We start from the raw sequence: 20,626 nt of genomic DNA, 5'->3' as shown, positions 1-20,626 counted from the left end.
ATAATCTTAAATCATTTATTTATGGCAACAGCTAAAAAACCAAGAAGCAAGGCGGCAGGCGACAAGAAACCTGCCTCAAACAAAAGAAAAGAGGGATTAAGGGCAGACGGCAAGACCCTTTTAAAAGGGTTCAGATATCTGCCCGGAGGCAGAATCGTAAGGGCAAAGGCCAAAGCTCCGGCCAAAAAGACAAAAAGAACTTCTAAAAAAAGATAAAAATGGCAAGAAAAAAATTAATATTCGGATTGTTGATTGCGGCGGGTGCTGCATATTATTTCACAAGGAAAAATAAGGACGGCGGCGGAGCTGCCGCAGGAACCACTTTCCAATTGGCCGAACTTACAAACCCCCTTTGGACCAACGGCGTCGGTGTTTCAATTTACGATGCCAATAGAGGCTGGGGAACAACTACGCAGCTGCTGGTCGAGAAGGCAGGAAACGAACAATTGCTGAATAAGATTACGAACGGAACGAAGCTGAAGCTTGAGGATGGTACTGTAGTTACTGCTGAGAACATACTTGACTTGAATATCGATCAGTACTATAGAATCTCAACTTATGAGGATATTTCCGGTCTTGTAAGTGTCGCAGGTTTTCCAAAAACCATCACGATCGTTTAAGATCGCTCGCAAACGCAAAAAAGCCTCTCGCATAGAGAGGCTTTTTTTATTTGTCGAAATGTTTTGAATAGTCTTCCGGCAGCTGTGCGTCTATATCTCGAAGGTATTTCTCCAGCGCCGTCATCGAGGAATGTCCGGTTATGAGCATCAGCCTGCTTTTTGCTTCAAATGGAGTACTGCCCTTTACCAATTCCCTGTACAGCTTGGTTATGAATGTATGCCTGAAAGAATATAATCCGTAATCTTTCCCAAGGCCGAGCTCGTCCTTTATGAGCTTGAATCTCTTTCCAAAATTATTCCTCCGAGATATTTCGGTAGCATCCCAAGACTGGCCGAAACCGTTTGGCGTAAACAGCCAGCTTTCGGGGTCAAGCCCTCGAAGGTCGGGAATGTCCTTTAAGAATATTTCGGGAATAATCTTGATCTTATAGTTGTTGTTTTTAGCTTTTACGAATAGCTGGCGCTCCCGAATGTTGATATTTTTTACCTTCAGCCTCACGACTTCTACCGGCCTCAGGAAATTATAGCTGATGAACTTGATAAAGAGAAGCATGATCTCGTCATATTTTGCAAGCCTGAAAATTTCTTCTTCCTGCGAAAGGTCGAATGTCTTGTTTCTTTCGGGTTTCGTCTTTTCTACGTTTATGCGATGTATGAAATTTTCCGGTACGATCTCGTTATCTTCCAGCGTGGTGAAAAACTGAGAGAGGCAGGTACGCGTGTTGTTCCTGTTTCTGTTTGAAGTGGCGATAAGAATGTCGTTCAGGTATGCGATGCAGGTCTTTTTGTTGACGTCTGTAATATACCTGTTTTCAAAACCGTGCTTCAGCAGCCATTTTTCAAAGTCGGCCAGTCTTATGCGCAGGTCCTGGTATGAGCTTGGAGAGAGCGTAGCTTTCCTTATGTTCAGCACAAACTTGACCGCATCCGGTATGTTGAGCTTCTCTATCTCGTCTACTCTTTTATCATCGCTAAAAGGGTTATACCCGCCTTTAAGTATTGCAGATGTTGCCTTTCGCAATATTTTTATTGCGGCCCTTCTCTGCTTCAGCTCCTTGAACTGGTTTACGTTATGGTAAATGGGAGTCTGTCTTTCAAGCAATCCGGTTTCAGGATTCCTGAAGGAATAATATACGTACCATCTTGCAGAAAGGTCGCCGCCGGCATCGTATATTTCGGGTTCTGAGTAGTCTTTCTTTTTTACCAAATCGTATTCTAAATCGTATTCGTTTAGTAAAAGTAACTTATTTATAGACATAAAAAAAGCGGTTTAAAATTTCTTTTAAACCGCATAAAACCTGCTTTTTTCTGATTTTCCAATCTCGTAGCGAGGACGGGAGTTGAACCCGTGACCTCAGGGTTATGAATCCTGCGCTCTAACCAACTGAGCTACCTCGCCATTTTTAGGTCATGCATCCTTGTCGAATGCGGGTGCAAATATAAAATTAAATTTACAGGTTGCAAATATAAATCAGCAAAAAAAAATAATTTTTAAATCATCGTTAATTTGATTTTATTCTATATATTTCCAAAAAAATAACGATGCCCTATGGAAAATAAAGTACGATATGAATTAGAATTTCCTCTAAATTCTTCACCGCAATTGCTATATCAGTATATATCAACACCTTCTGGATTGTCAGAATGGTTTGCTGATAATGTTAATTCTCGAGGGGAGTTTTTTACGTTCATATGGGATGATGCAGAAGAGAAAGCCAGATTGGCTTCAAAAAAAACAGGAGAGAAAGTGAAATTTCGTTGGATTGACGAAAATGGCCAAGATGGGGAGTATTTTTTTGAATTGCGAATCCTTGTTGATGAAATCACTAAAGATGTTTCTCTGATGGTAGTTGATTTTGCCGAAAAAGACGAAGTAGAAGAATCTACACAATTGTGGGAAAACCAAATTTCGGATTTGAAGCACGTAATAGGATCTGTATAGTGTAATTCTGTTTTTAAGACTTATATTTGCCCTGATTTAATTTCAGGGCTTTTTTTATGATCAATTTCAACGGAAACATTACGTCAGAAGCAAATTTATTGATAGGTAACAGAGGATTCTTATATGGGGACTCTGTTTTTGAAACGGTAAAAATTTTAGATGGAAAAATTCTTTTCCTTGAAGATCATTATTTTAGGCTGATGTCTGCTATGCGTATCGTTAGGATGGAAATTCCGATGAATTTTACGATGGAGTATTTTGAGGAACAACTTCTCTCGCTGGCAGCTGCTAAAAATCTTTCGTCTTCTTCAAGAGCTAGAATCTCTGTATATAGAAACGAAGGAGGATTTTATCTTCCAAAAGATAATAATGTTTCCTTTTTGGTTACCGTACAGCCTCTCGAAAATTCCGTTTATCGTATTGAAAAAGAGGAGTATGAAGTAGAGCTTTATAAAGATTTTGTTGTGGCAAAACACCTGCTTTCAACCATAAAGTCGTCAAATAGGATGATAAACGTGACGGGAAGTATTTTTGCTGATGAAAATGGCTATGACAACTGTCTTCTAATCAATGATGATAAAAACGTAATCGAAGCATTAAACGGAAATCTTTTTATGCTCATGGGTAATAAATTGATTACGCCTCCAATTTCTGAAGGCTGCCTGAATGGCGTGATGCGCAAACAAATTTTGACACTCGCAAAAAAGATAGAAACAATTGAGGTGGAAGAAACTTCGATTTCTCCTTTTGACTTGCAAAAAGCTGATGAATTATTTATTACGAATGTAATTAGAGGAATTCAGCCAATAACAAAATATCGCAAGAAAGAATACGAGACAAAAACGGCTAAAGATTTATTACTTCGATTGAATGCTCAGATTCGTTTAAGCTAATTTAAGATAGGGTTTTCTGGTGCATTGGACCAGATTACATAATCGCCTCCTAATTCTAAAATCTTTTGCTTCCAGAAGTCAGTAGTAGATTTTCCGATAATTTTATTTTCGTAGATGTTTTTTGTAATTATCCACGAATTGGCCTGCATCTCTTTGTCTAATTGCTGTGCATCCCAGCCTGTATATCCTAAGAAGAAACGGATGTTGTTTTTCTTGATTTTTCCTTCATTGATGAGGTCTTTCGTAGATTCAAAATCACCGCCCCAATAAATTCCATTTGAAATTTCAATGCTGTTGGGAATCAAGTCTGGAATATTATGGATAAAATAAAGATTGTCTTGTTCGACAGGCCCTCCGTTATAGATTTTAAATTTTGCATTAATTTCAGGAATCAAATCTTGGATGCTGTACTCTAAAGGCTTGTTAAGGATAAATCCTACAGAACCTTCTTCATTATGATCGGCAAGCAAAATAACTGAGCGATTGAATGATAGGTCTCCGATTATGGATGGTTCCGCAATCAGTAAGATTCCTTTTTTGAGTTTTTCTGAAATCATTTTCTTGCAATTTTTACTAAATTTAACAATAAATTTTTTTTGTTCCAAATTAATTCGATGAATTGCATAAAAAAAGCCCTCCAAATGGAAGGCTTTGATTTATATCGGGACAAAAAACTATTTAGAGTTAACTGATCCTTCTAATTCAGCACCAGCTTTGAATTTTACTACATTTTTTGCAGCAATTTTGATAGTTTTTCCAGTTTGAGGATTTCTTCCTTCTCTTGCAGCTCTAGAAGATACTGACCAAGATCCAAATCCTACTAAAGATACTCTGCCACCTTTTTTCAAAGTACCACCTACGTTATTTAAAAAAGACTCTAAAGCTAGTTTTGCAGCTGCTTTAGAAATTCCTGCGTCAGCAGCGATAGCATCGATTAATTCTGATTTGTTCATAATAATAGTTTTAATTGTTGGTTAAACATTATGTTAATTATAACAAATTTAATAGGATTTCCTTACTGGGCAAGACATTTCGAGTGTTTTTCACCGATTTGTTGATAACTTGGGGCTTTTGTTAATAAAACCGACTTGTTTTTCTCGAAATCGCTGTCAAATCAGTGTTTATGCGGGATTAGAAAGCTTTTGCCTCGTCTCCAAAACTAATACCGTTTAATAGTTCGGCTGTTTTTAGATTTTTCTTTCCCGGAAATTGCAATTGTAGTATTTCAATATAACCGTCACTAACCGCAACTTTCATTTCTTTTTTAGTCGTAATGATTTTTCCGATAGCTTCTGTGTGATCTTGTTGTGAAAAACGTGCTTCGTATATTTTTACATTCCATTCTTGGTCCTTGTCGCTAAAAAAGCTCCATGCTGCAGGATAGGGAGAAAGGCCACGAATTAGATTGTGAATTTCTTTTCCAGATTTGGTCCAGTCAATTTTGCAATTGTCTTTATTTAATTTGTAAGCTGTTTTGATATCGTCTGTATCTTTTTGTATGGTAGTTGCTGCTTTGCCATTTTCAATCAAATGTAAAGTATCAATTACGGTCTTGCTACCCAAATTCATCAACTTGTCATGGAGAATTCCTGCATTTTCGTCTGGAGTAATTTCTATTTCTTTGCTCAAAATCATCGCTCCAGTATCAATTTTATCGTCGATAAAGAATGTAGTCACGCCAGTTTTGGTTTCTCCGTTTATGATGGCCCAATTTATAGGAGCTGCACCACGATAATTAGGCAGGAGCGAAGCATGAAGGTTGAATGTTCCGAATTTAGGCATTTCCCAGACCACTTTCGGGAGCATTCGAAAGGCAACCACAACCTGAAGATTCGCATTTAAGTTTTTTAATTCTTCAAGGAAAGTTTCGTCTTTTAGATTTGTCGGCTGTAATAATTTTAAGTTTTTTTCTAGTGCATATTCTTTTACAGCCGAATATTTTAGCTTCTGGCCGCGGCCCGCTGGCTTATCGGCAGCAGTTATTACTCCAACGACTTCAAAATTATTTTTAAGTATTGTGTCCAGAATTCCGACTGCAAATTCTGGTGTTCCCATAAAAACGATGCGTAATTTTTCCATTCTATTTCAAGGTGTATTTATTGTTTGGCAAGAGTTCGATCTTGTTCGTTTCTAATAGTTGTTTCAGTGCAAAGATAATGGCATCGTCTGGAAATTTAGAATACATTTGGATTTCTCTTGAACTCATCGGACTGGTTTGCAACAATCCCAAGATTTTTTCTGCAATAGAAGAAAGAGGACTCGGTGTTTTGTCTTGTTTGATGCAGAAGGAACAGATACCGCAGTTTTGGCTGTCTTTCTCCCCGAAATAACTCAAGAGCTGACGGCTTTTGCAGGATTTGTCATTAGTTACGTATTCTAAGACAGCTTCCAGCTGGGCTTTTTTCAAATTATTTTGATTTTCCAGATATTTTGAAACGCGGTTGATCGTCCTATCGTCTTCGCGAACTTCATTGAAGGTAATCGTAGAATCATTGCTCTTGGCATGGTACTCGATGATTTGTCTTTCTTGTAATTTCTGCAATACAGCCGCAACTTGGTTTTCTTTGCTGCCTGATTTTTTTGCGATTAAGGAAATGTTTATGGGAGTAACAACTTCATAAATGCCAGGATAGGTGCGCAACATCGCCAGAATGATTTCCTCATCTTGCGGATTCAGACTGGTATAGCGGATTACTTCCTTGGATTCAATGATAAATTGTACCGTTACTTTTTCTGAAAATTCCTGTGAAAGTGTAATAATTCCTTGCCTGTCCAAGAATTGCAGGCCATTAAAGGTTTTCAAGATTGGAAATCCATACTGGACGCAGAACTGGTTGATGTTGAAACAAAACTGCTCGTCAATTCCTTCGCCATAGGCAATTTGGAAAAAGTTGCACAATTTCACATACATCTCATTCAAGAATTTCTTGTCGGGAAGATTGTTCAAGATCTGGTTTTCGGAATATTGGACGTCAGAAGGACTGTTCAGCAAAACGGCAAAAGCTTTTTCTCCGTTTCTGCCGCCGCGTCCTGCTTCTTGATAATAATTTTCAAGATTTTCTGGCAATTGGATGTGGACTACTGTTTTTACATTTGCCTTGTCGATTCCCATGCCGAAAGCATTTGTCGCAACAATGGCCTGGACATCTTCGTCCATCCAGAGCCTCATGTTTTTTTCTTTTTCCCTGCTATGGAGGCCGCCGTGATAAAACGTAGCTTTGATTCCTAAAGCTTCTAGTTGTGAAGCCGTATCAAGGCAGGCTTTTCTATTCCTGACATAAATAATAGAAGGTTGCGGATTTTTTTTTAATATCTGTTCTAGTCGATAGAGTTTATCTTCGACATTAAAAACCATATACGCCAGATTTTCTCTCGCAAAAGACTTCTGGAAAAGAGCAGGATTTTCTAATCCCAGCTGGATAATAACATCTTCTTTTACGCGCTCGGTTGCCGTTGCTGTCAAGGCCAAGAAAGGAATCTTTGGAAAATGGGTCTTTAGAGAAGCGATCTTAAGATAGGCCGGACGAAAATCATGTCCCCATTGCGAAACGCAATGCGCCTCATCTATTGCGATAAGATTAATCGGCAGATTTTTGATGCGGTCCATAATCCAATCCGCCTGCAATCGCTCTGGCGACAGGTATAAGAATTTATAATTCCCGTATAGGCAATTGTCTAAAAGATCACTGATTTCATCGGTAGAAATGCCTCCAGTCAAAGCAATTGCTTTGATGCCTACCTTTTGAAGATTGGCCGTCTGGTCTTTCATTAAGGCAATCAACGGTGAAATTACGAGGCAGATTCCATTACGCATCATGGCAGGAATCTGGAAGCAGATGGATTTCCCCCCGCCAGTAGGCATTAGGGCAAACGTATCGTGTCCGCTCAAGACCGAAGCTATGATTTCAGCCTGTGGCGTTCTGAACGAATCGTGTTTCCAATATTTTTGAAGAATCGATAGCGCTTCTTGCATATTTCTAGTTCGAAAGATGCCCTAAGATAAAAAGAATTCTGTTATCTACCGTGTCTTTTGGAACTTCAATCAAGGAATAGCCATAACTTTCGTAGGTTTCCTTCAAGTGTTTGTAGATCAAAGTAGCTTGTTCGTAATTTTCATACCGCGCATCGTCGCTTTCATAAATGGCTTCCCATGGCGGCAGGATAAAGATTTTTGTGTATTTGTGCTCACGACAGGCTTCGTCGAAAAAAGCAGGATAGGCATCGCCGATATAGTGCATGTAGGCCAATACATCTGGAATGCCGCGGTCGATAAAAACTACAGGACTTTTTTCTTTTAAGGCTTGGTGGTATTGTTTTTTTCTTCCTTCCAAAAGCAATTCGCTGAAAAGCAATGGATTTTCGAGGAACAATTGCTCAATTCCTTGTTTTTTGGCTTCCAGCGTTATTTCTCGTGAAATTTCAGGAAAACAGCAGTGTCCGCGTTCCAGCAAACCATCAATGATGGTCGTCTTGCCAGTTCCCGGGCCGCCGATAATTACAACAATATCTTTTTGCACTTTTTGAAAATAAGGCGCAAATTTACTTAAAGATTTTTAGATACTAAAGCGAATTTAGTTTTTTTAAAAGCGCTTGGTTGGATGGCTTGATGTTTTATGCGAATGGCGAATGTTCTCATTTCATATTAAATTAATTTCATAATTCTTAAATCTAAAATCAATACCGTATATTTGCTTTTATTTTAATTTTGAAGATGGATAAGAAGACCCAGGAATTTTATGAAAGGCTGAAAGTAGAATTGGATGATGCAAATGTCTGGCCGGCAGAATATCTTTTTAAATTCATAGTGCCTACAGATAAAGAAAAGGTTGATGCGGTAGAAAATGCTTTTAATGCTATGGGTGCCGTTATCAATACCACGCAGTCGAAAACAGGAAAATTTACAAGTATTTCTGTAAATGTAAGAATGAAAAGCTCACAGAGCATCATTGATAAATATTTAGAGGTTTCCACTATAGAAGGGATTATCTCGCTTTAAAGCTTCACGACAATTTTATGTACATAAAAGAAAACCCGCACGACATCGTTCATCATTTGGAGTACAATGCCGAAAGACCGCATTTGATTATTCCGGAATACGGACGCCATTTGCAGAAACTGATTGACCAGGCCACTGTAATCGAAGACAAGAATGAGCGAAACAAAGCTGCAAAATATATTATTGCCGTGATGGGAAGCTTGAATCCGCATTTGCGCGATGTTCCAGATTTCCAGCACAAGCTTTGGGACCAGATTTTTATCATGTCTGATTTTAAATTAGATGTGGATTCTCCGTATCCGGTACCGTCGAGAGAAATGCTGCAGCAGAAGCCGGATCGCTTGAAATATCCGCAAAATTTCCCGAAATATAGATTCTACGGAAACAATATCAAGTACATGATTGATGTGGCTAACAAATGGGAAGAAGGCGAATTGAAAAGCGCGCTGATCAAGGTTATTGCCAATCACATGAAAAAGTCTTACCTGAGCTGGAACAAGGATACGGTAAAAGACGACGTTATTTTTGAACATTTATACGAGCTGTCAAACGGCAGAATCAATTTGAAGGCAAGTTCGGAAGAATTGCTCAATTCTACAGATTTGATGCGTACGAACAAAAAAATGTCGAATAAAAACCAGCCGCTGCCGCAAAAAGCAAAGCCTAAGAACAACAACGGCAAGCAAAACAATCAGAACAAAAACAACAATAGGAAACCTTAACGTTTTGAGTTATAAATTGTAAAATATACACTTATACTCATAATCGATAAACTCATAATTTTAAAAAATGGAAACTTTCAAGATTGAAGGTGGCGTTCCTTTAAAAGGAGAAATTACGCCACAAGGAGCGAAAAACGAAGCATTACAGATTTTATGCGCTGTATTGCTGACTCCGGAAAAAGTAACGATAAACAATATTCCGGATATTATCGATGTCAATAAACTGATTACTTTATTGAAAAATCTTGGAGTCAAAATCGAAAAGATCGGAAAAGGATCTTATACTTTCCTTTCTGATGAAGTGAATATGGCTTATTTAGAGTCGGAAGCTTTCAAAAAAGAAGGAAGCTCGCTTCGCGGTTCTATTATGATTGTCGGTCCGCTTTTAGCTCGTTTCGGAAAAGGATACATTCCAAAACCTGGCGGAGACAAAATCGGAAGAAGAAGGCTGGATACGCATTTCGAAGGCTTTATCAATCTTGGAGCCTCATTTCGTTATAATAGAGAAGACCATTTCTATGGCGTTGAAGCAACTAAATTAATAGGAACTACAATGCTTCTTGACGAGGCTTCTGTTACAGGAACTGCCAATATCGTTATGGCAGCTGTTTTGGCAGAAGGAAAAACGTCGATTTACAATGCCGCTTGCGAGCCTTATTTACAGCAGCTTTGTAAAATGCTGAATTCTATGGGTGCTAAAATTACCGGAGTTGGCTCAAACTTGTTAGAAATTGAAGGCGTTGAGTCGTTAAAGGGTTGCACGCACACAATTCTTCCAGATATGATCGAAATTGGTTCTTGGATTGGATTGGCAGCGATGACGCGTAGCGAAATCACCATTAAGAATGTAAGCTGGGAAAATCTTGGAGTGATTCCTGGAACTTTCAGAAAGCTTGGAATTACGCTAGAAAAAAGAGGCGATGATATTTATATTCCGGCTCATACAGAAGGTTATGAAATCCAAAATTATATCGATGGTTCTATCTTGACAATTTCAGATGCTCCATGGCCAGGTTTTACTCCTGACTTGTTAAGTATTGTTTTGGTTGTGGCGACACAAGCGAGAGGAAGTGTCCTGATCCATCAAAAAATGTTTGAAAGCCGTTTGTTCTTCGTAGATAAATTGATTGATATGGGAGCAAAAATCATTCTTTGCGATCCGCACAGAGCTGTTGTTATCGGGCATGATTTCAAATCGCAATTAAAAGCGACGACTATGTCATCTCCAGATATCCGTGCCGGAATCTCTTTATTGATCGCGGCGCTTTCTGCAAAAGGAGTAAGCAAAATCCAAAACATCGAACAAATCCACAGAGGATACGAAAATATAGAGGAACGATTGAAAGCTCTAGGAGCCAAAATCGTAACCGAATAATTTCTCTAAATACTATTTAAAAAAGGCGTTTCAATCGAAACGCCTTTTTGTTTTTCATTATTCTAGAATGTTCAAGAATTTCAGTCCGAAGATGACACCATCGCCTTGGAATCCGTTTTGGTAAGAACGTACATAATCTACACGAAGCATCCTGAATTTTCCAAAACCAAGATTGTCTAATCCAACTATAAACTCTGAATAAGGTTTTACGTCTGGAATTGCAATAGCATGATATCCGACCACAAGATTTGATTTCAGCTTGTTTAGTAATGGAATCTTGTTCATGATATAGCCTTTAAAGTTGTGCTCGGCATGCAACTCAATATAGGAATCATTTGTGCTATGCGTATAATAAGGAAGAAGATTGAATACATTCAAATACCTGTCAGATTGCCCGATATGAGTCAGGTTTCCGTTAAAGTGTTTGTAATCTGCAAAAGAAATATTCTCAGCATTAAAGAACTTTCCTGCTTTCAGGTTGATGCCAAATTCTCCTTTATTTCCTAAAGTAACATCATATACTAGGCGCGCATGGACAGCATCGTATTCGTATTCTTTTTCACTTCCAGCAAAAGCTTTTTCATAAGTTGCCGAAAGCACAGGATATTTGTCGTTTCTAAGGTTTAATTTCCCGTCAGGTCTAGAAATATATTCCTGTCCGAAATTAATTCGTGCCGTGATAGAAGCTTTTGCCAAGTTGTGCGTTTCGAAAATAGGCAGCGTATGCGCATCGGGAGCAAGAGGATTGTTTGAAGTATATTCCTTATCCCTTTTTATCATTACATAATCCGTATTGTTGAAAAGCGATTTTCTTCTAGAATATTCTGCGTTTCCGGTTAGCGTAAGACCATTTACGACTTCTTGCTGGTATCCGATTCGCCCGAAAGTCTTGTCGTATAACTTCATGTAGTTGTCCTTGAAGAATAAAGTGCTTACGGTATTCACGATACCGCTAATTGCAGTAGGATTGAATTGGGCAACTTCATTACCCGCAGCAGCGTAGAGATAGGAATTGGTCTGGTTGTTCAGTCGAGTTGAGAAATAACCAATAGCTCTTAGCTTTTCCTCAGCAAACCCGTAATTCATTTTTACGCCAAACGTCGTATATGTATTTTCGTCTGGATTTCTTTTCATGAATGAAAAACCAGAATTCAGATTCCAGCCTTGAACTGTATTAAAAGTAGGGAACTCTAGAATTCCGTCGTATTTCAAAGACCAATTTTTATAGGAGTTTTTGTAAGTATAGCCGGTAATTAAGTCGGGAATCTTAAATTTATTATCCTTTCTGTCGATCGAATCAAGGTAGGTTTTCGATTTGCGTATCGTTTGTATGCTGTCTTTTTTGACATAGTCTTTTGTTTCTTCGTCTGTTAAAGGAACCGGACGCATCGCATCCCAAAAGGTATCATCTTTTTTATTCGCTTCTTTATCGATAGAAACAATTTCTTTGGTAAAAGTTTTCTTTTCAAATTCTTGCTTGAATTCATAGTTGCTGAAAGCATGCGTAAACTTTCCTGTGAATGTGATTCCGAAAAGTCCGGCATTAAACTCTAAGGTCTGCAAGCTTTTTGCCCATATTTTTGAATTGGAATTGTAGCTGAAGTTTTGCGTAAGATTCATTACGTCTATAATTGGCTCCTGCATTCTGTAGCCCTTGATATCAAGATCGACGGCATAAATAGCCCATGAATCTTCAACAATATAAATGTAGCCTTCAAAAACAGGCTCGCTGTCTCTTCTAGGAGTTACCTTAATCTTGTTGATGGTATTGTTGTTTTCGTCGATAAAAGTACCCTCCATTTTGAACTTGTAATAGTTAAAAGCATTGTTAGCAATCGGAGAGACCATATTAATATTGAAATCGATATAGTTTTCATAAAAATCATAATCGGTATTTCTGGCCGTATTGTAGCTGAATCCTTTGTCGTTTCCGCTTATTTTAGAAGCGATGATGTTTTCTTTCAGCTTGTCTGGCTTTTGGTAGGTGATTCTGGACACGGTTTCAGACAAATAAATAATTCCTGTCCCTGTAGAATCCAAGATGCCATCTTCGTCTACTTTTTGGCCTAAAATCTTTTTTGGAGCATCCTTTACTCTAAAAATACCGCGAGAATAAAAATCAGCATTGAATTTTGCCGTCATCTCCGAATTCTGCTTTTTAGAAGCTATCGCGCTTCGGATAATGGCATTGGCAGGGTTTTCTTTTGAATCAATAACAATTTCAGGAATCGAGATGTTTTCTTCGGCAAGAGTCACATTCAAAACATGAGGAAATTTTTCTGCATTGACCGTTGTCTTTTGCGTCTTGTATCCTAAGTATTGGAAAACGACGATATATTTCCCTGGTGATTTTATATTTAGTTCATAAAACCCGAGCTCGTTAGAAGATGTTCCGTTATAAGTGTTTTCGATATATACGTTTACGGCCGGAAGTTCTTTTCCAGATTCGTCAGTAATTTTTCCCTTGATCTGCGAAAATCCACAAATAGAAAAGGCAAGTAGAAGTAGCGTAAAAAATTTTTTCATGCGGAGGATGTAATAGTTTAAGTTAATATACAATCATACGTGTAAATAAATAGACGAATTTATTTACAACATGGTTGCATGGCCGAAATTTTTTTTAGAGAAAAGAGTTTATTGCCAGTTTGTAGCTTTCAAGTCCGAAGCCGATAATGATGCCTTTTGCATTTGGCGAAATATACGATTGGTGCCTGAAAGATTCTCTCGAAAAGGTATTGGAAATATGTACTTCGACTGTAGGAGTGCTAATCGCCTTTACAGCATCTCCGATTCCTACAGAGGTATGCGTGTACGCAGCCGCGTTGAGAATGATTCCATCAAAAGAGAAGCCTGTCTGATGAAGCTTATCAATAATCTCTCCTTCAATATTGCTTTGGAAATAATGAAGCTCAAGCGAAGGGAATTCAGCTTGAAGCGATGCGAAGTACTCCTCAAAGGTAGTATGTCCATAGACTTCGGGTTCGCGTTTTCCGAGCAGATTTAAGTTAGGGCCATTGATGATAATGATTCTCATGGAAGATGTTTTTGTAAAAATAGGAATTTCCAGTGTTTGTGAAATGATAAATAATAAAAAAACCGTTCTGCCTAAACAAAACGGTTTCTTTTTATTGAGAACTATTTTTTAAAAGAAGTATCCAAGAGATAATTGGAATACAGCATTTTTAACTTCGGCTTCTTTTGAAACTTCCGAAAGCCCGATAGTATATCTTGCCTGAGCAAAGAAGTTGTCTGTAATGTTAAGTCCTAAACCTCCCGCTGCTGCGAAATCAAAACTTTTGTTGTTATAAGCTTCTTCTGCTTCGTCAATCAAGAAAGAGAACTGAGGGCCTACTTCAAGACTTAATTTTTCAGAAATAATATAAAACTTCGCCAAAACAGGAACAGCCACATAATCCAAATTGAAATCGTCAAATCCGTCTACATCGGCACCTTGAGAAGTGTATAAAAGTTCAGGTTGTAATGAAAAATTTTGAAAAAGTTTTATTTCTGCAGCCGCACCAGCGTGAAAACTTGTTCTGCTGCTGTAGTCGATACCGTCGACGCCTCCGTTAAAGTTGGCAAAGTTAACGCCTCCTTTAATACCAAATTTTAAAAGTTGTGCATCAGCATTTGTTGCTCCTGCAATGATTAAAATTGCAGCTACGATAAGTTTTTTCATAATAAATTTTTTAAGGTGGTTTAAAGTTTTTCTACTTGCTTCTATGGACAAATTTAGCCATGTTTTTTTGAGATAAATTTAAATTTAGGAAATTATTAATATTTTTTTTCTTAAAATTAAGTTAATTAAAAAAATGAACGTAAGTTGATTCGTATTATTTTTTTTTTACATTTGTTCATAATTTTAAAACTAAACAAACATGAAAAAAATTATTTTAACAGTTGCAGCAGTATTCGCTTTCGGATTTGCTAACGCCCAAGAAGGAATAAAATTCGGTGTTAAAGCTGGAGCAAACTTCACAAATTTTGGTGCTGATGCTGATACAGATGGCAAAACTGGTTTTTACGTTGGAGGTTTGGCAGATTTTACAGTAAGTGATAAATTTCACGTTCAGCCAGAATTATTGTATTCTAATGAAGGAGCTGAAGATGCTAAACTAGACTACCTAAGAATTCCAATTATGGCTAAGTATTATGTTTACGAAGGATTGAGCATTCAGGCAGGTCCAGAAGTGGCATTTAAAATTGCAGCAGAGAATGATTTCTTAGACGAAGCTACGAAATCTATTGATTTTGGTATTGGTATTGGTGCAGGTTATGAACTTCCAAACGGTTTGTTCTTTGATGCTAGATACAATGCAGGTTTGTCTGATATTTCTGATACTGAAGGAGATGCCAAAGTTACTAATACAGGTTTTCAAATTGGTGCTGGTTACAGATTTTAATATCGTTATCACCTAAAATAAAAATAAAGGCCTTTCAATTTGGAAGGCTTTTTTATTTGAAATTATTAGGTGTAAAATTTGCATTGTTTTGAATGTCAGAAAATTAGAGTATGGCAATGCTTTTTACCTGAATTTTAGGGTAAATGAAAAAATAACACGTAAGTTGTTTCGTGTTATTTTTTTTATACATTTGCGCCATAATTTTAAAACTAAACAAACATGAAGAAAATTATTTTAACAGTAGCTGCAGTATTCGCTTTCGGATTTGCTAACGCTCAAGAAGAAACTACTGAAGGGTTTAAAAAAGGTGATGTATTCATCTCAGGAGCTGTAGGTTTTGGTTCAACTAAAACTGGAGATTTCAAAACAAGTGATTTCGAAATCGCTCCAAGAGTTGGTTATTTCGTAACTGAAAACATCGCTGTTGGTGTTGCAGTAGGATACCAATCTTCAAAAGTTGAATTTGGTGGAGAAGATGCTAAAAACAACACACTTTCTGTAGGTGCTTTTGGTAGATATTACTTTACACCAGCTTCTAAATTCTCTCTTTTCGGACAATTGGGTGTAAACTACAATAGCTACGATAATGAGTTTGATCTTGAAGCAGGAGAACTTGGAGAATTCAAAGGTGACGGTTTTGGTGTTGTTGTAGCTCCAGGTGTTAGCTATTTCATCACTAAAAACTTCTCTTTAGAGGCTACTTTCGGAATCTTAGGTTTCGAAACTACTAAACCAGATGCTGACGGTGCTGAAAAAACAAACTCTTTCGATTTTGGTCTTGACATGAGAGACATCAACTTAGGATTGGTTTACAAATTCTAATTAAAAAATTAGATTACATAAAAAGAGCCTCCCATTGGGAGGCTTTTTCTTTTCTCAATATCTTTAAAAGTTTCCATTTCTGTTGCAGTCAAACTTTGTAACTTTGCATTCTTCAATCAAGACCATACATGTTATCAGTTCAAAATATTTCTTTCGGTTATTCCGAGAAACAAGTCATACAGAATATCAGTTTTACAATCCTAAAAGGACAAAATATTGCAGTAATCGGCGAAAGCGGTTGCGGAAAGAGCACGCTTTTGAAATTAATCTACGGTCTTTATGATTTAGATGAAGGCGAGATTTTTTATGATGAGATCCAAATTTTAGGTCCAAAATTCAATCTGATTCCGGGAGAAGATTATATAAAATACTTAGCACAAGATTTCGATCTGATGCCTTATATAACGGTAGAAGAGAATGTCGGCAAATACCTCTCCAATGTCCATAAGGAAGAAAAGGCGCAGCGTGTCGCAGACCTGCTCGCAATGGTTGAAATGTCTGATTATGCTAAGGTAAAAGCAAAGTATTTAAGCGGAGGCCAGCAACAGAGGGTAGCGCTGGCACGCGTTTTAGCATTAGAGCCGGAAGTTCTGTTATTGGACGAACCTTTCAGCCATATTGATAATTTTAGAAAAAACGCGCTCAGAAGAAATCTTTTTGCCTACTTGAAGAGAAAGGGAATAACCTGTATTGTTGCCACACACGATAGCGCTGATGCGCTTTCTTTTGCCGATGAGACTATCGTGATGCAAAAAGGAAAAATGCTTGAAAAGGCACCTTCAAAAGAGTTATATTTTAATCCTATTAATAAATATGTGGCCTCGCTTTTTGGAGAGGTCAACGAGATTGCTGTCGATGATGAAGAGGGAACGACGACTACGTTGCTTTTGTATCCGCATCAGTTGAAGGTAGCCCAATCCGGTTTTATTCAAGTTCAAGTAAAGCAGTCTTTTTTTAAAGGAAATAGGTATCTTATTAAGGCTGTTCTTGAAAAACAAGTCATTTTTTTTGAACACAATACTGCTTTAGAAAACGAAACATTGTTTTTCTTAGAAGTAAACAATAAAGTGCTTTAAAATAAAAATCCCGAAATCTTCTGATTTCGGGATTTTTTTAAATATAGTTCCTAAGAATAGTATTAATTTTTCAAGTATTTTTCTAAGAATTGGTCTTGCTCCCAAAGCAGGTGCAGGATATTTTCTTTGGCGGCATATCCGTGGCTTTCTTTTGGCAATAATACCATTCTAACAGGTGCTCCAAGTCCTTTTAATGCTTGGAAATAGCGTTCTGTCTGTAACGTAAATGTTCCAGGGTTGTTGTCGGCATCTCCGTGAACTAACATCAATGGTGTTTTCATCTTTTCAGCATTCATGAAAGGCGACATCGTATTGTAAACCTCAGGAACTTCCCAATAGTTACGTTGCTCGCTTTGGAATCCGAATGGCGTAAGTGTTCTGTTGTAAGCGCCACTACGTGCAATACCACACGCAAATAAGTCAGAATGGGTCAATAAGTTTGCGGTCATAAAGGCACCGTATGAATGGCCTCCAACAGCAACTTTCTTACGGTTGATGTAGCCCAATTTATCTACGGCGTCGATAGCTGCAGCGGCATTGTCTACCAATTGAGTAATGAACGTATCGTTTGGTTCAGTTGTTCCTTCTCCTACAATCGGGAAAGAAGCATCATCCAAGACAACATAACCTTTTGTTACCCAGTATACAAAAGAACCGTAATTCGGGAACGTAAATTCGTTTGAATTTTGAGCGCTTTGTCCCGCACTGTTTTTGTCTTTGTATTCTTCTGGATATGCCCAGATCAACAAAGGCAGCTTTTCTTTCTTCTTCATATCATATCCGACAGGAAGGTATAAGGTTCCAGAAAGTTCAACGCCATCTTTTCTTTTGTATTTGATGACTTCTTTGTGTACATTCTTGATGCTTTCAAATGGATTTTTGAAATCCGTAATTTGTGTCAGCTGATTTTTCTTTTTGATATTTCTGAAGTAATAGTTCGGATATTCGCTTTTTGACTGAATTTGAACCAAAACGTCGCCTTTTTTGAAATCTTCAATAGAGAAAATACTTTCGACTTTATCTTTATAATTTGATTGGTACAAACGTTTCGGTTTGAATGTCTTGATGTTGAATTCGTCAATAAAAGGGAACTGTCCGTCTTTTGTATGACCTTCTCCGATTAAGAAAGCATTGTCGTTTTCTAACGCCAGTACTTGTCTTCCGTATTGATTCTTTACAGTTTCAAAACTTCCCGGATCAGAATAAATATCTTGAGAATTTCTATCGAAAATTACTTTCGGCGCTTGATTTGGATTCGACGGATTGATTAGATAGGTCTTCTCGTTTCTAGTGTCATACCATTGGTCGTATAAAATAGCAGTCGTGTTATTTCCCCAAACAATTCCTCCATAACGTTGTGCCGTCTTTGCCAAAGAAGTCGGATTTGAAGCAAAAGGAGCTTCCCATAAGAAAACTTCATCTCTAAAATCTACTTTGTTTGCAGGATCTCCGCCGTCTAATGCTTCTACGAAATAAAGTGTTGCAGGCGCATCACTTCTCCAGCTCATGCTTCTTTTTCCTTTTCTAGTAGCCATAAATCCTTTTGGCATAATTTCAGAAAGAGGCACTTCGTTGACTACTTTTATTTCTTTTCCGGTTTGGTCGTAAACTATGGATTTCATAGGGAAACGGCTCAAAGGAACGATATAAGAGAATGGTTTTTGGATGGTCGTGATCAAGATGTAATTTCCGTCAGGAGAAAAGCCTTCTCCGGCATATAAATCGGCTTTTTTGAACAATGATGCCTTTCCGTTAAGATCAACTTTGTATAATTCTGAAGTTACCAAAGTTTCAAAATTCGTTTCGTCGGTCTTGTTTTTTAATAAATCTTGGTACGTTCTGTTTTGTGATTTCGAACCGTCGCTTGTAGAAACCGTAGGCCCTTTTGGAAGGTCTTTTTTTGAATCGATCAAAGCAGGACGGTTTTTCGGAAGCATTTTAACCAATAAGCTTTGGTTGTCTCTGTACCAGCTGAATGGTCCGCCCATGTTCGCGTTTACAGTCGCATCTGTCAATCGTGTCGCTTTCGCTGAAGCAATATCCAAAACCCATAATTCTACACCTGTAGCGGTCGTGTGCGAAAAAGCAATTTTCTTTTCGTCTGGCGACCATGCGATATTGCTGATTTTTGGATTTTGCGGCAAGCCTGTCACTTGGATTTCATTCTTATCCTTAATTTTACGGACTTTGATGTTGTTGATGTAAGTAACAGTGCTTGAAATATTGGTAATAGGATTGATTCTCAAGCCGCCCAGTCGTAATTCCTCCTGATTTAGTTCATCCAGAGTCTTATAAGTATTTCGGTACGAAAGAAGCATATATTCTTTTTTGGTATCCATGGTAACCGATGGAGCTCTTTCGTAATCTGCCAGCTCCAAAATTTCTTTGGAAGGCTTTTGGTAAGTAAGCTCTTCCTGCGAAAATCCGGACAGCCCGACAAGCAAGAAAAGCAAGGATAACTTTAATTTCATAGATTATGTGTTATAGTTGATGAATATTTGTCTAAAATAAGTCAAGGTTGTTACATACGCTAAAATATTTCGTTAATAATACGGTTAATCTTGTTGAAATGTCTCTCAATAAAAATGGTAGGATTGCTGATATCGAAATATTTACTAACTTGTGCAATAGATAATTCGCAGATGCGTAAATTTGCGGTCTGATTTTTAACGAAATAATAAAATATGTATCATTCAAAAATTGCAGGTTTAGGATATTATGTTCCTGAAAATAGAGTTACTAATGATGATTTGTCAAAAATAATTGACACGAATGATGAGTGGATTCAAGAACGTACTGGAATTCAAGAAAGACGTCACATCACAAAAGGCGACGGAAATACGACCACGACCATGGGCGTAAAAGCCGCCAAGATTGCGATCGAGCGTTCTGGAGTAGCAAAAGAAGATATCGATTTTATCATTTTTGCTACCCTAAGTCCTGATTATTATTTTCCTGGGCCTGGCGTTTTAGTACAGCGAGATTTAGGATTGAATACTGTTGGCGCGTTAGATGTCAGAAATCAATGCTCTGGATTTGTATATGCATTGTCGATTGCCGACCAATACATCAAGACCGGAATGTATAAAAACATACTAATTATCGGTTCGGAAGTACATTCTACAGGATTGGACATGACAACCCGAGGTCGAGGTGTTTCCGTAATTTTTGGCGATGGGGCAGGAGCAGCGGTCCTATCAAGAGAAGAAGATTTGAGCAAAGGAATTTTATCTACGCATTTGCATTCTGAAGGCCAATACGCCGAAGAACTGATCGTAAAGGCACCAGGAATGGGCGGTCGCTGGGTTACTGATATTATTGCAGATAATGATCCGAATGACGAAAGTTATTTTCCATACATGAACGGACAATTTGTATTCAAAAATGCTGTAGTTCGTTTTAGCGAAGTAATCATGGAAGGCCTAAAAGCAAGTAATCTAGAAGTTTCTGATATTGATATGCTGATTCCGCATCAAGCAAATCTTCGAATTTCTCAATTCATTCAGCAAAAGTTTAAGCTGACTGACGATCAAGTTTATAATAACATCCAGAAATACGGAAATACTACTGCAGCTTCTATTCCGATTGCACTTACGGAAGCGTGGGAGCAAGGAAAAATTAAATCTGGCGATACTGTTGTTTTGGCCGCTTTCGGAAGTGGCTTTACATGGGGAAGCGCTGTGATTAAATGGTAGAATAAGGTGCTGAGAAGTTAAGGCGCTAAGGTTCTAAGTTTGAAAAGCTTTAAAGCCATAGTTCTTAGCTTCTCAGAGCCTC

Annotated in this window: 21 protein-coding genes and 1 tRNA gene; 11 read left to right on the top strand and 11 right to left on the bottom strand. The window is 37.8% G+C overall.

Annotation, left to right across the window (positions count from 1 at the left end; all coding sequences use genetic code 11):
- Window positions 1-21: 21 nt before the first annotated feature.
- On the top strand, window positions 22-216 hold the full coding sequence (locus tag OLM56_RS17205; protein WP_264527845.1) for a hypothetical protein: 195 nt from the start codon (window positions 22-24) through the stop codon (window positions 214-216).
- Between the two features lie 2 nt (window positions 217-218).
- On the top strand, window positions 219-620 hold the full coding sequence (locus tag OLM56_RS17200; protein WP_264527844.1) for a hypothetical protein: 402 nt from the start codon (window positions 219-221) through the stop codon (window positions 618-620).
- Window positions 621-666: 46 nt separating this feature from the next.
- On the opposite strand, the gene OLM56_RS17195 is transcribed toward OLM56_RS17200, so the two are convergent.
- Both OLM56_RS17195 and OLM56_RS17190 read right to left on the bottom strand, forming a co-directional pair.
- A complete protein-coding gene (locus tag OLM56_RS17195; RefSeq protein ID WP_264527843.1) occupies window positions 667-1,878 on the bottom strand; it encodes a tyrosine-type recombinase/integrase in 1,212 nt (403 codons plus the stop codon).
- Window positions 1,879-1,945: 67 nt separating this feature from the next.
- Window positions 1,946-2,019: transfer RNA gene (locus tag OLM56_RS17190), tRNA-Met, on the bottom strand.
- Window positions 2,020-2,169: 150 nt separating this feature from the next.
- On the opposite strand from OLM56_RS17190, the gene OLM56_RS17185 reads away from it, so the two are divergent.
- Together OLM56_RS17185 and OLM56_RS17180 are read left to right on the top strand one after the other, a co-directional pair.
- A complete protein-coding gene (locus OLM56_RS17185) occupies window positions 2,170-2,562 on the top strand; it encodes an START-like domain-containing protein (RefSeq protein WP_121374990.1) in 393 nt (130 codons plus the stop codon).
- 56 nt (window positions 2,563-2,618) lie between these two features.
- Complete coding sequence (locus OLM56_RS17180; RefSeq protein ID WP_264527842.1) at window positions 2,619-3,455, top strand: aminotransferase class IV; 837 nt, start codon at window positions 2,619-2,621, stop codon at window positions 3,453-3,455.
- Here OLM56_RS17180 and OLM56_RS17175 read toward each other — a convergent pair.
- From OLM56_RS17175 to OLM56_RS17155, 5 genes are all read right to left on the bottom strand, one after another.
- Window positions 3,452-4,012, bottom strand: coding sequence for a YqgE/AlgH family protein (locus tag OLM56_RS17175; protein ID WP_121376218.1), 561 nt, complete (start codon window positions 4,010-4,012; stop codon window positions 3,452-3,454). The genes OLM56_RS17180 and OLM56_RS17175 overlap by 4 nt on opposite strands.
- 117 nt (window positions 4,013-4,129) lie before the next feature.
- Window positions 4,130-4,408 (bottom strand): HU family DNA-binding protein, encoded by a 279-nt coding sequence (locus tag OLM56_RS17170; RefSeq protein WP_056069491.1) that lies wholly within the window; start codon window positions 4,406-4,408, stop codon window positions 4,130-4,132.
- Window positions 4,409-4,586: 178 nt separating this feature from the next.
- Entirely contained in the window at window positions 4,587-5,534 is a 948-nt protein-coding gene (gene fmt / locus OLM56_RS17165; protein WP_264527841.1) for a methionyl-tRNA formyltransferase, read from the bottom strand.
- A gap of 1 nt (window position 5,535) precedes the next feature.
- A complete protein-coding gene (locus tag OLM56_RS17160) occupies window positions 5,536-7,428 on the bottom strand; it encodes an ATP-dependent DNA helicase RecQ (RefSeq protein WP_264527840.1) in 1,893 nt (630 codons plus the stop codon).
- Between the two features lie 4 nt (window positions 7,429-7,432).
- Window positions 7,433-7,972, bottom strand: a complete 540-nt coding sequence (locus OLM56_RS17155) for an AAA family ATPase (RefSeq protein WP_121374986.1) — start codon at window positions 7,970-7,972, stop codon at window positions 7,433-7,435.
- Between the two features lie 194 nt (window positions 7,973-8,166).
- On the opposite strand from OLM56_RS17155, the gene OLM56_RS17150 reads away from it, so the two are divergent.
- The 3 genes from OLM56_RS17150 (at window position 8,167) to murA (ending at window position 10,548) form a co-directional block, all read left to right on the top strand.
- Complete coding sequence (locus OLM56_RS17150; RefSeq protein ID WP_121374985.1) at window positions 8,167-8,451, top strand: DUF493 family protein; 285 nt, start codon at window positions 8,167-8,169, stop codon at window positions 8,449-8,451.
- Window positions 8,452-8,468: 17 nt separating this feature from the next.
- The gene (locus tag OLM56_RS17145) at window positions 8,469-9,173 is read left to right on the top strand and encodes a DUF4290 domain-containing protein (protein ID WP_121374984.1); all 705 of its coding nucleotides are present in this window, start codon (window positions 8,469-8,471) and stop codon (window positions 9,171-9,173) included.
- A gap of 67 nt (window positions 9,174-9,240) precedes the next feature.
- Window positions 9,241-10,548, top strand: coding sequence for a UDP-N-acetylglucosamine 1-carboxyvinyltransferase (gene murA / locus OLM56_RS17140; protein ID WP_121374983.1), 1,308 nt, complete (start codon window positions 9,241-9,243; stop codon window positions 10,546-10,548).
- A gap of 57 nt (window positions 10,549-10,605) precedes the next feature.
- Here the strand turns inward: murA and OLM56_RS17135 are convergent, their stop codons facing one another.
- The 3 genes from OLM56_RS17135 to OLM56_RS17125 form a co-directional block, all read right to left on the bottom strand.
- On the bottom strand, window positions 10,606-13,074 hold the full coding sequence (locus OLM56_RS17135) for a DUF5686 and carboxypeptidase regulatory-like domain-containing protein (RefSeq protein WP_264527839.1): 2,469 nt from the start codon (window positions 13,072-13,074) through the stop codon (window positions 10,606-10,608).
- A 94-nt stretch (window positions 13,075-13,168) separates the two neighbouring features.
- Complete coding sequence (gene aroQ, locus OLM56_RS17130) at window positions 13,169-13,582, bottom strand: type II 3-dehydroquinate dehydratase (RefSeq protein WP_121374981.1); 414 nt, start codon at window positions 13,580-13,582, stop codon at window positions 13,169-13,171.
- A gap of 108 nt (window positions 13,583-13,690) precedes the next feature.
- Entirely contained in the window at window positions 13,691-14,227 is a 537-nt protein-coding gene (locus OLM56_RS17125; RefSeq protein WP_182492574.1) for a porin family protein, read from the bottom strand.
- Between the two features lie 199 nt (window positions 14,228-14,426).
- Between OLM56_RS17125 and OLM56_RS17120 the strand changes: the two genes are divergently transcribed.
- The 3 genes from OLM56_RS17120 (at window position 14,427) to OLM56_RS17110 (ending at window position 16,849) form a co-directional block, all read left to right on the top strand.
- Window positions 14,427-14,951 (top strand): porin family protein, encoded by a 525-nt coding sequence (locus OLM56_RS17120; protein ID WP_264527838.1) that lies wholly within the window; start codon window positions 14,427-14,429, stop codon window positions 14,949-14,951.
- Window positions 14,952-15,170: 219 nt separating this feature from the next.
- On the top strand, window positions 15,171-15,773 hold the full coding sequence (locus tag OLM56_RS17115) for a porin family protein (protein WP_264527837.1): 603 nt from the start codon (window positions 15,171-15,173) through the stop codon (window positions 15,771-15,773).
- Window positions 15,774-15,901: 128 nt separating this feature from the next.
- On the top strand, window positions 15,902-16,849 hold the full coding sequence (locus OLM56_RS17110) for an ABC transporter ATP-binding protein (RefSeq protein ID WP_264527836.1): 948 nt from the start codon (window positions 15,902-15,904) through the stop codon (window positions 16,847-16,849).
- Between the two features lie 62 nt (window positions 16,850-16,911).
- Here OLM56_RS17110 and OLM56_RS17105 read toward each other — a convergent pair whose 3' ends face one another.
- Complete coding sequence (locus OLM56_RS17105; protein ID WP_264527835.1) at window positions 16,912-19,320, bottom strand: S9 family peptidase; 2,409 nt, start codon at window positions 19,318-19,320, stop codon at window positions 16,912-16,914.
- A gap of 213 nt (window positions 19,321-19,533) precedes the next feature.
- On the opposite strand from OLM56_RS17105, the gene OLM56_RS17100 reads away from it, so the two are divergent.
- Window positions 19,534-20,544 carry a 3-oxoacyl-ACP synthase III family protein gene (locus tag OLM56_RS17100; RefSeq protein ID WP_182492569.1) on the top strand — a complete coding sequence of 337 codons (1,011 nt, stop codon included), beginning with the start codon at window positions 19,534-19,536 and terminating at the stop codon, window positions 20,542-20,544.
- Window positions 20,545-20,626 lie beyond the last annotated feature (82 nt).

The sequence above is a fragment of the Flavobacterium sp. N2550 genome (genome assembly GCF_025947265.1).
Classification (GTDB): Bacteria; Bacteroidota; Bacteroidia; order Flavobacteriales; family Flavobacteriaceae; genus Flavobacterium; species Flavobacterium endophyticum.
The sequence above is the reverse complement of the archived record's forward strand: the minus strand, read 5'-3'. Positions and strand labels throughout refer to the sequence as shown.

Excerpts from the sequence above, each read along its gene's own strand:
- OLM56_RS17170 (WP_056069491.1), bottom strand. The coding sequence starts at position 4,408 with ATGAACAAATCAGAATTAATCGATGCTATCGCTGCTGACGCAGGAATT.
- OLM56_RS17125 (WP_182492574.1), bottom strand. The coding sequence starts at position 14,227 with ATGAAAAAACTTATCGTAGCTGCAATTTTAATCATTGCAGGAGCAACA.
- fmt (WP_264527841.1), bottom strand. The coding sequence starts at position 5,534 with ATGGAAAAATTACGCATCGTTTTTATGGGAACACCAGAATTTGCAGTC.
- murA (WP_121374983.1), top strand. The coding sequence starts at position 9,241 with ATGGAAACTTTCAAGATTGAAGGTGGCGTTCCTTTAAAAGGAGAAATT.
- aroQ (WP_121374981.1), bottom strand. The coding sequence starts at position 13,582 with ATGAGAATCATTATCATCAATGGCCCTAACTTAAATCTGCTCGGAAAA.
- OLM56_RS17105 (WP_264527835.1), bottom strand. The coding sequence starts at position 19,320 with ATGAAATTAAAGTTATCCTTGCTTTTCTTGCTTGTCGGGCTGTCCGGA.
- OLM56_RS17150 (WP_121374985.1), top strand. The coding sequence starts at position 8,167 with ATGGATAAGAAGACCCAGGAATTTTATGAAAGGCTGAAAGTAGAATTG.
- OLM56_RS17195 (WP_264527843.1), bottom strand. The coding sequence starts at position 1,878 with ATGTCTATAAATAAGTTACTTTTACTAAACGAATACGATTTAGAATAC.
- OLM56_RS17145 (WP_121374984.1), top strand. The coding sequence starts at position 8,469 with ATGTACATAAAAGAAAACCCGCACGACATCGTTCATCATTTGGAGTAC.
- OLM56_RS17185 (WP_121374990.1), top strand. The coding sequence starts at position 2,170 with ATGGAAAATAAAGTACGATATGAATTAGAATTTCCTCTAAATTCTTCA.
- OLM56_RS17180 (WP_264527842.1), top strand. The coding sequence starts at position 2,619 with ATGATCAATTTCAACGGAAACATTACGTCAGAAGCAAATTTATTGATA.
- OLM56_RS17200 (WP_264527844.1), top strand. The coding sequence starts at position 219 with ATGGCAAGAAAAAAATTAATATTCGGATTGTTGATTGCGGCGGGTGCT.
- OLM56_RS17120 (WP_264527838.1), top strand. The coding sequence starts at position 14,427 with ATGAAAAAAATTATTTTAACAGTTGCAGCAGTATTCGCTTTCGGATTT.
- OLM56_RS17175 (WP_121376218.1), bottom strand. The coding sequence starts at position 4,012 with ATGATTTCAGAAAAACTCAAAAAAGGAATCTTACTGATTGCGGAACCA.
- OLM56_RS17135 (WP_264527839.1), bottom strand. The coding sequence starts at position 13,074 with ATGAAAAAATTTTTTACGCTACTTCTACTTGCCTTTTCTATTTGTGGA.
- OLM56_RS17115 (WP_264527837.1), top strand. The coding sequence starts at position 15,171 with ATGAAGAAAATTATTTTAACAGTAGCTGCAGTATTCGCTTTCGGATTT.
- OLM56_RS17110 (WP_264527836.1), top strand. The coding sequence starts at position 15,902 with ATGTTATCAGTTCAAAATATTTCTTTCGGTTATTCCGAGAAACAAGTC.
- OLM56_RS17160 (WP_264527840.1), bottom strand. The coding sequence starts at position 7,428 with ATGCAAGAAGCGCTATCGATTCTTCAAAAATATTGGAAACACGATTCG.
- OLM56_RS17205 (WP_264527845.1), top strand. The coding sequence starts at position 22 with ATGGCAACAGCTAAAAAACCAAGAAGCAAGGCGGCAGGCGACAAGAAA.
- OLM56_RS17100 (WP_182492569.1), top strand. The coding sequence starts at position 19,534 with ATGTATCATTCAAAAATTGCAGGTTTAGGATATTATGTTCCTGAAAAT.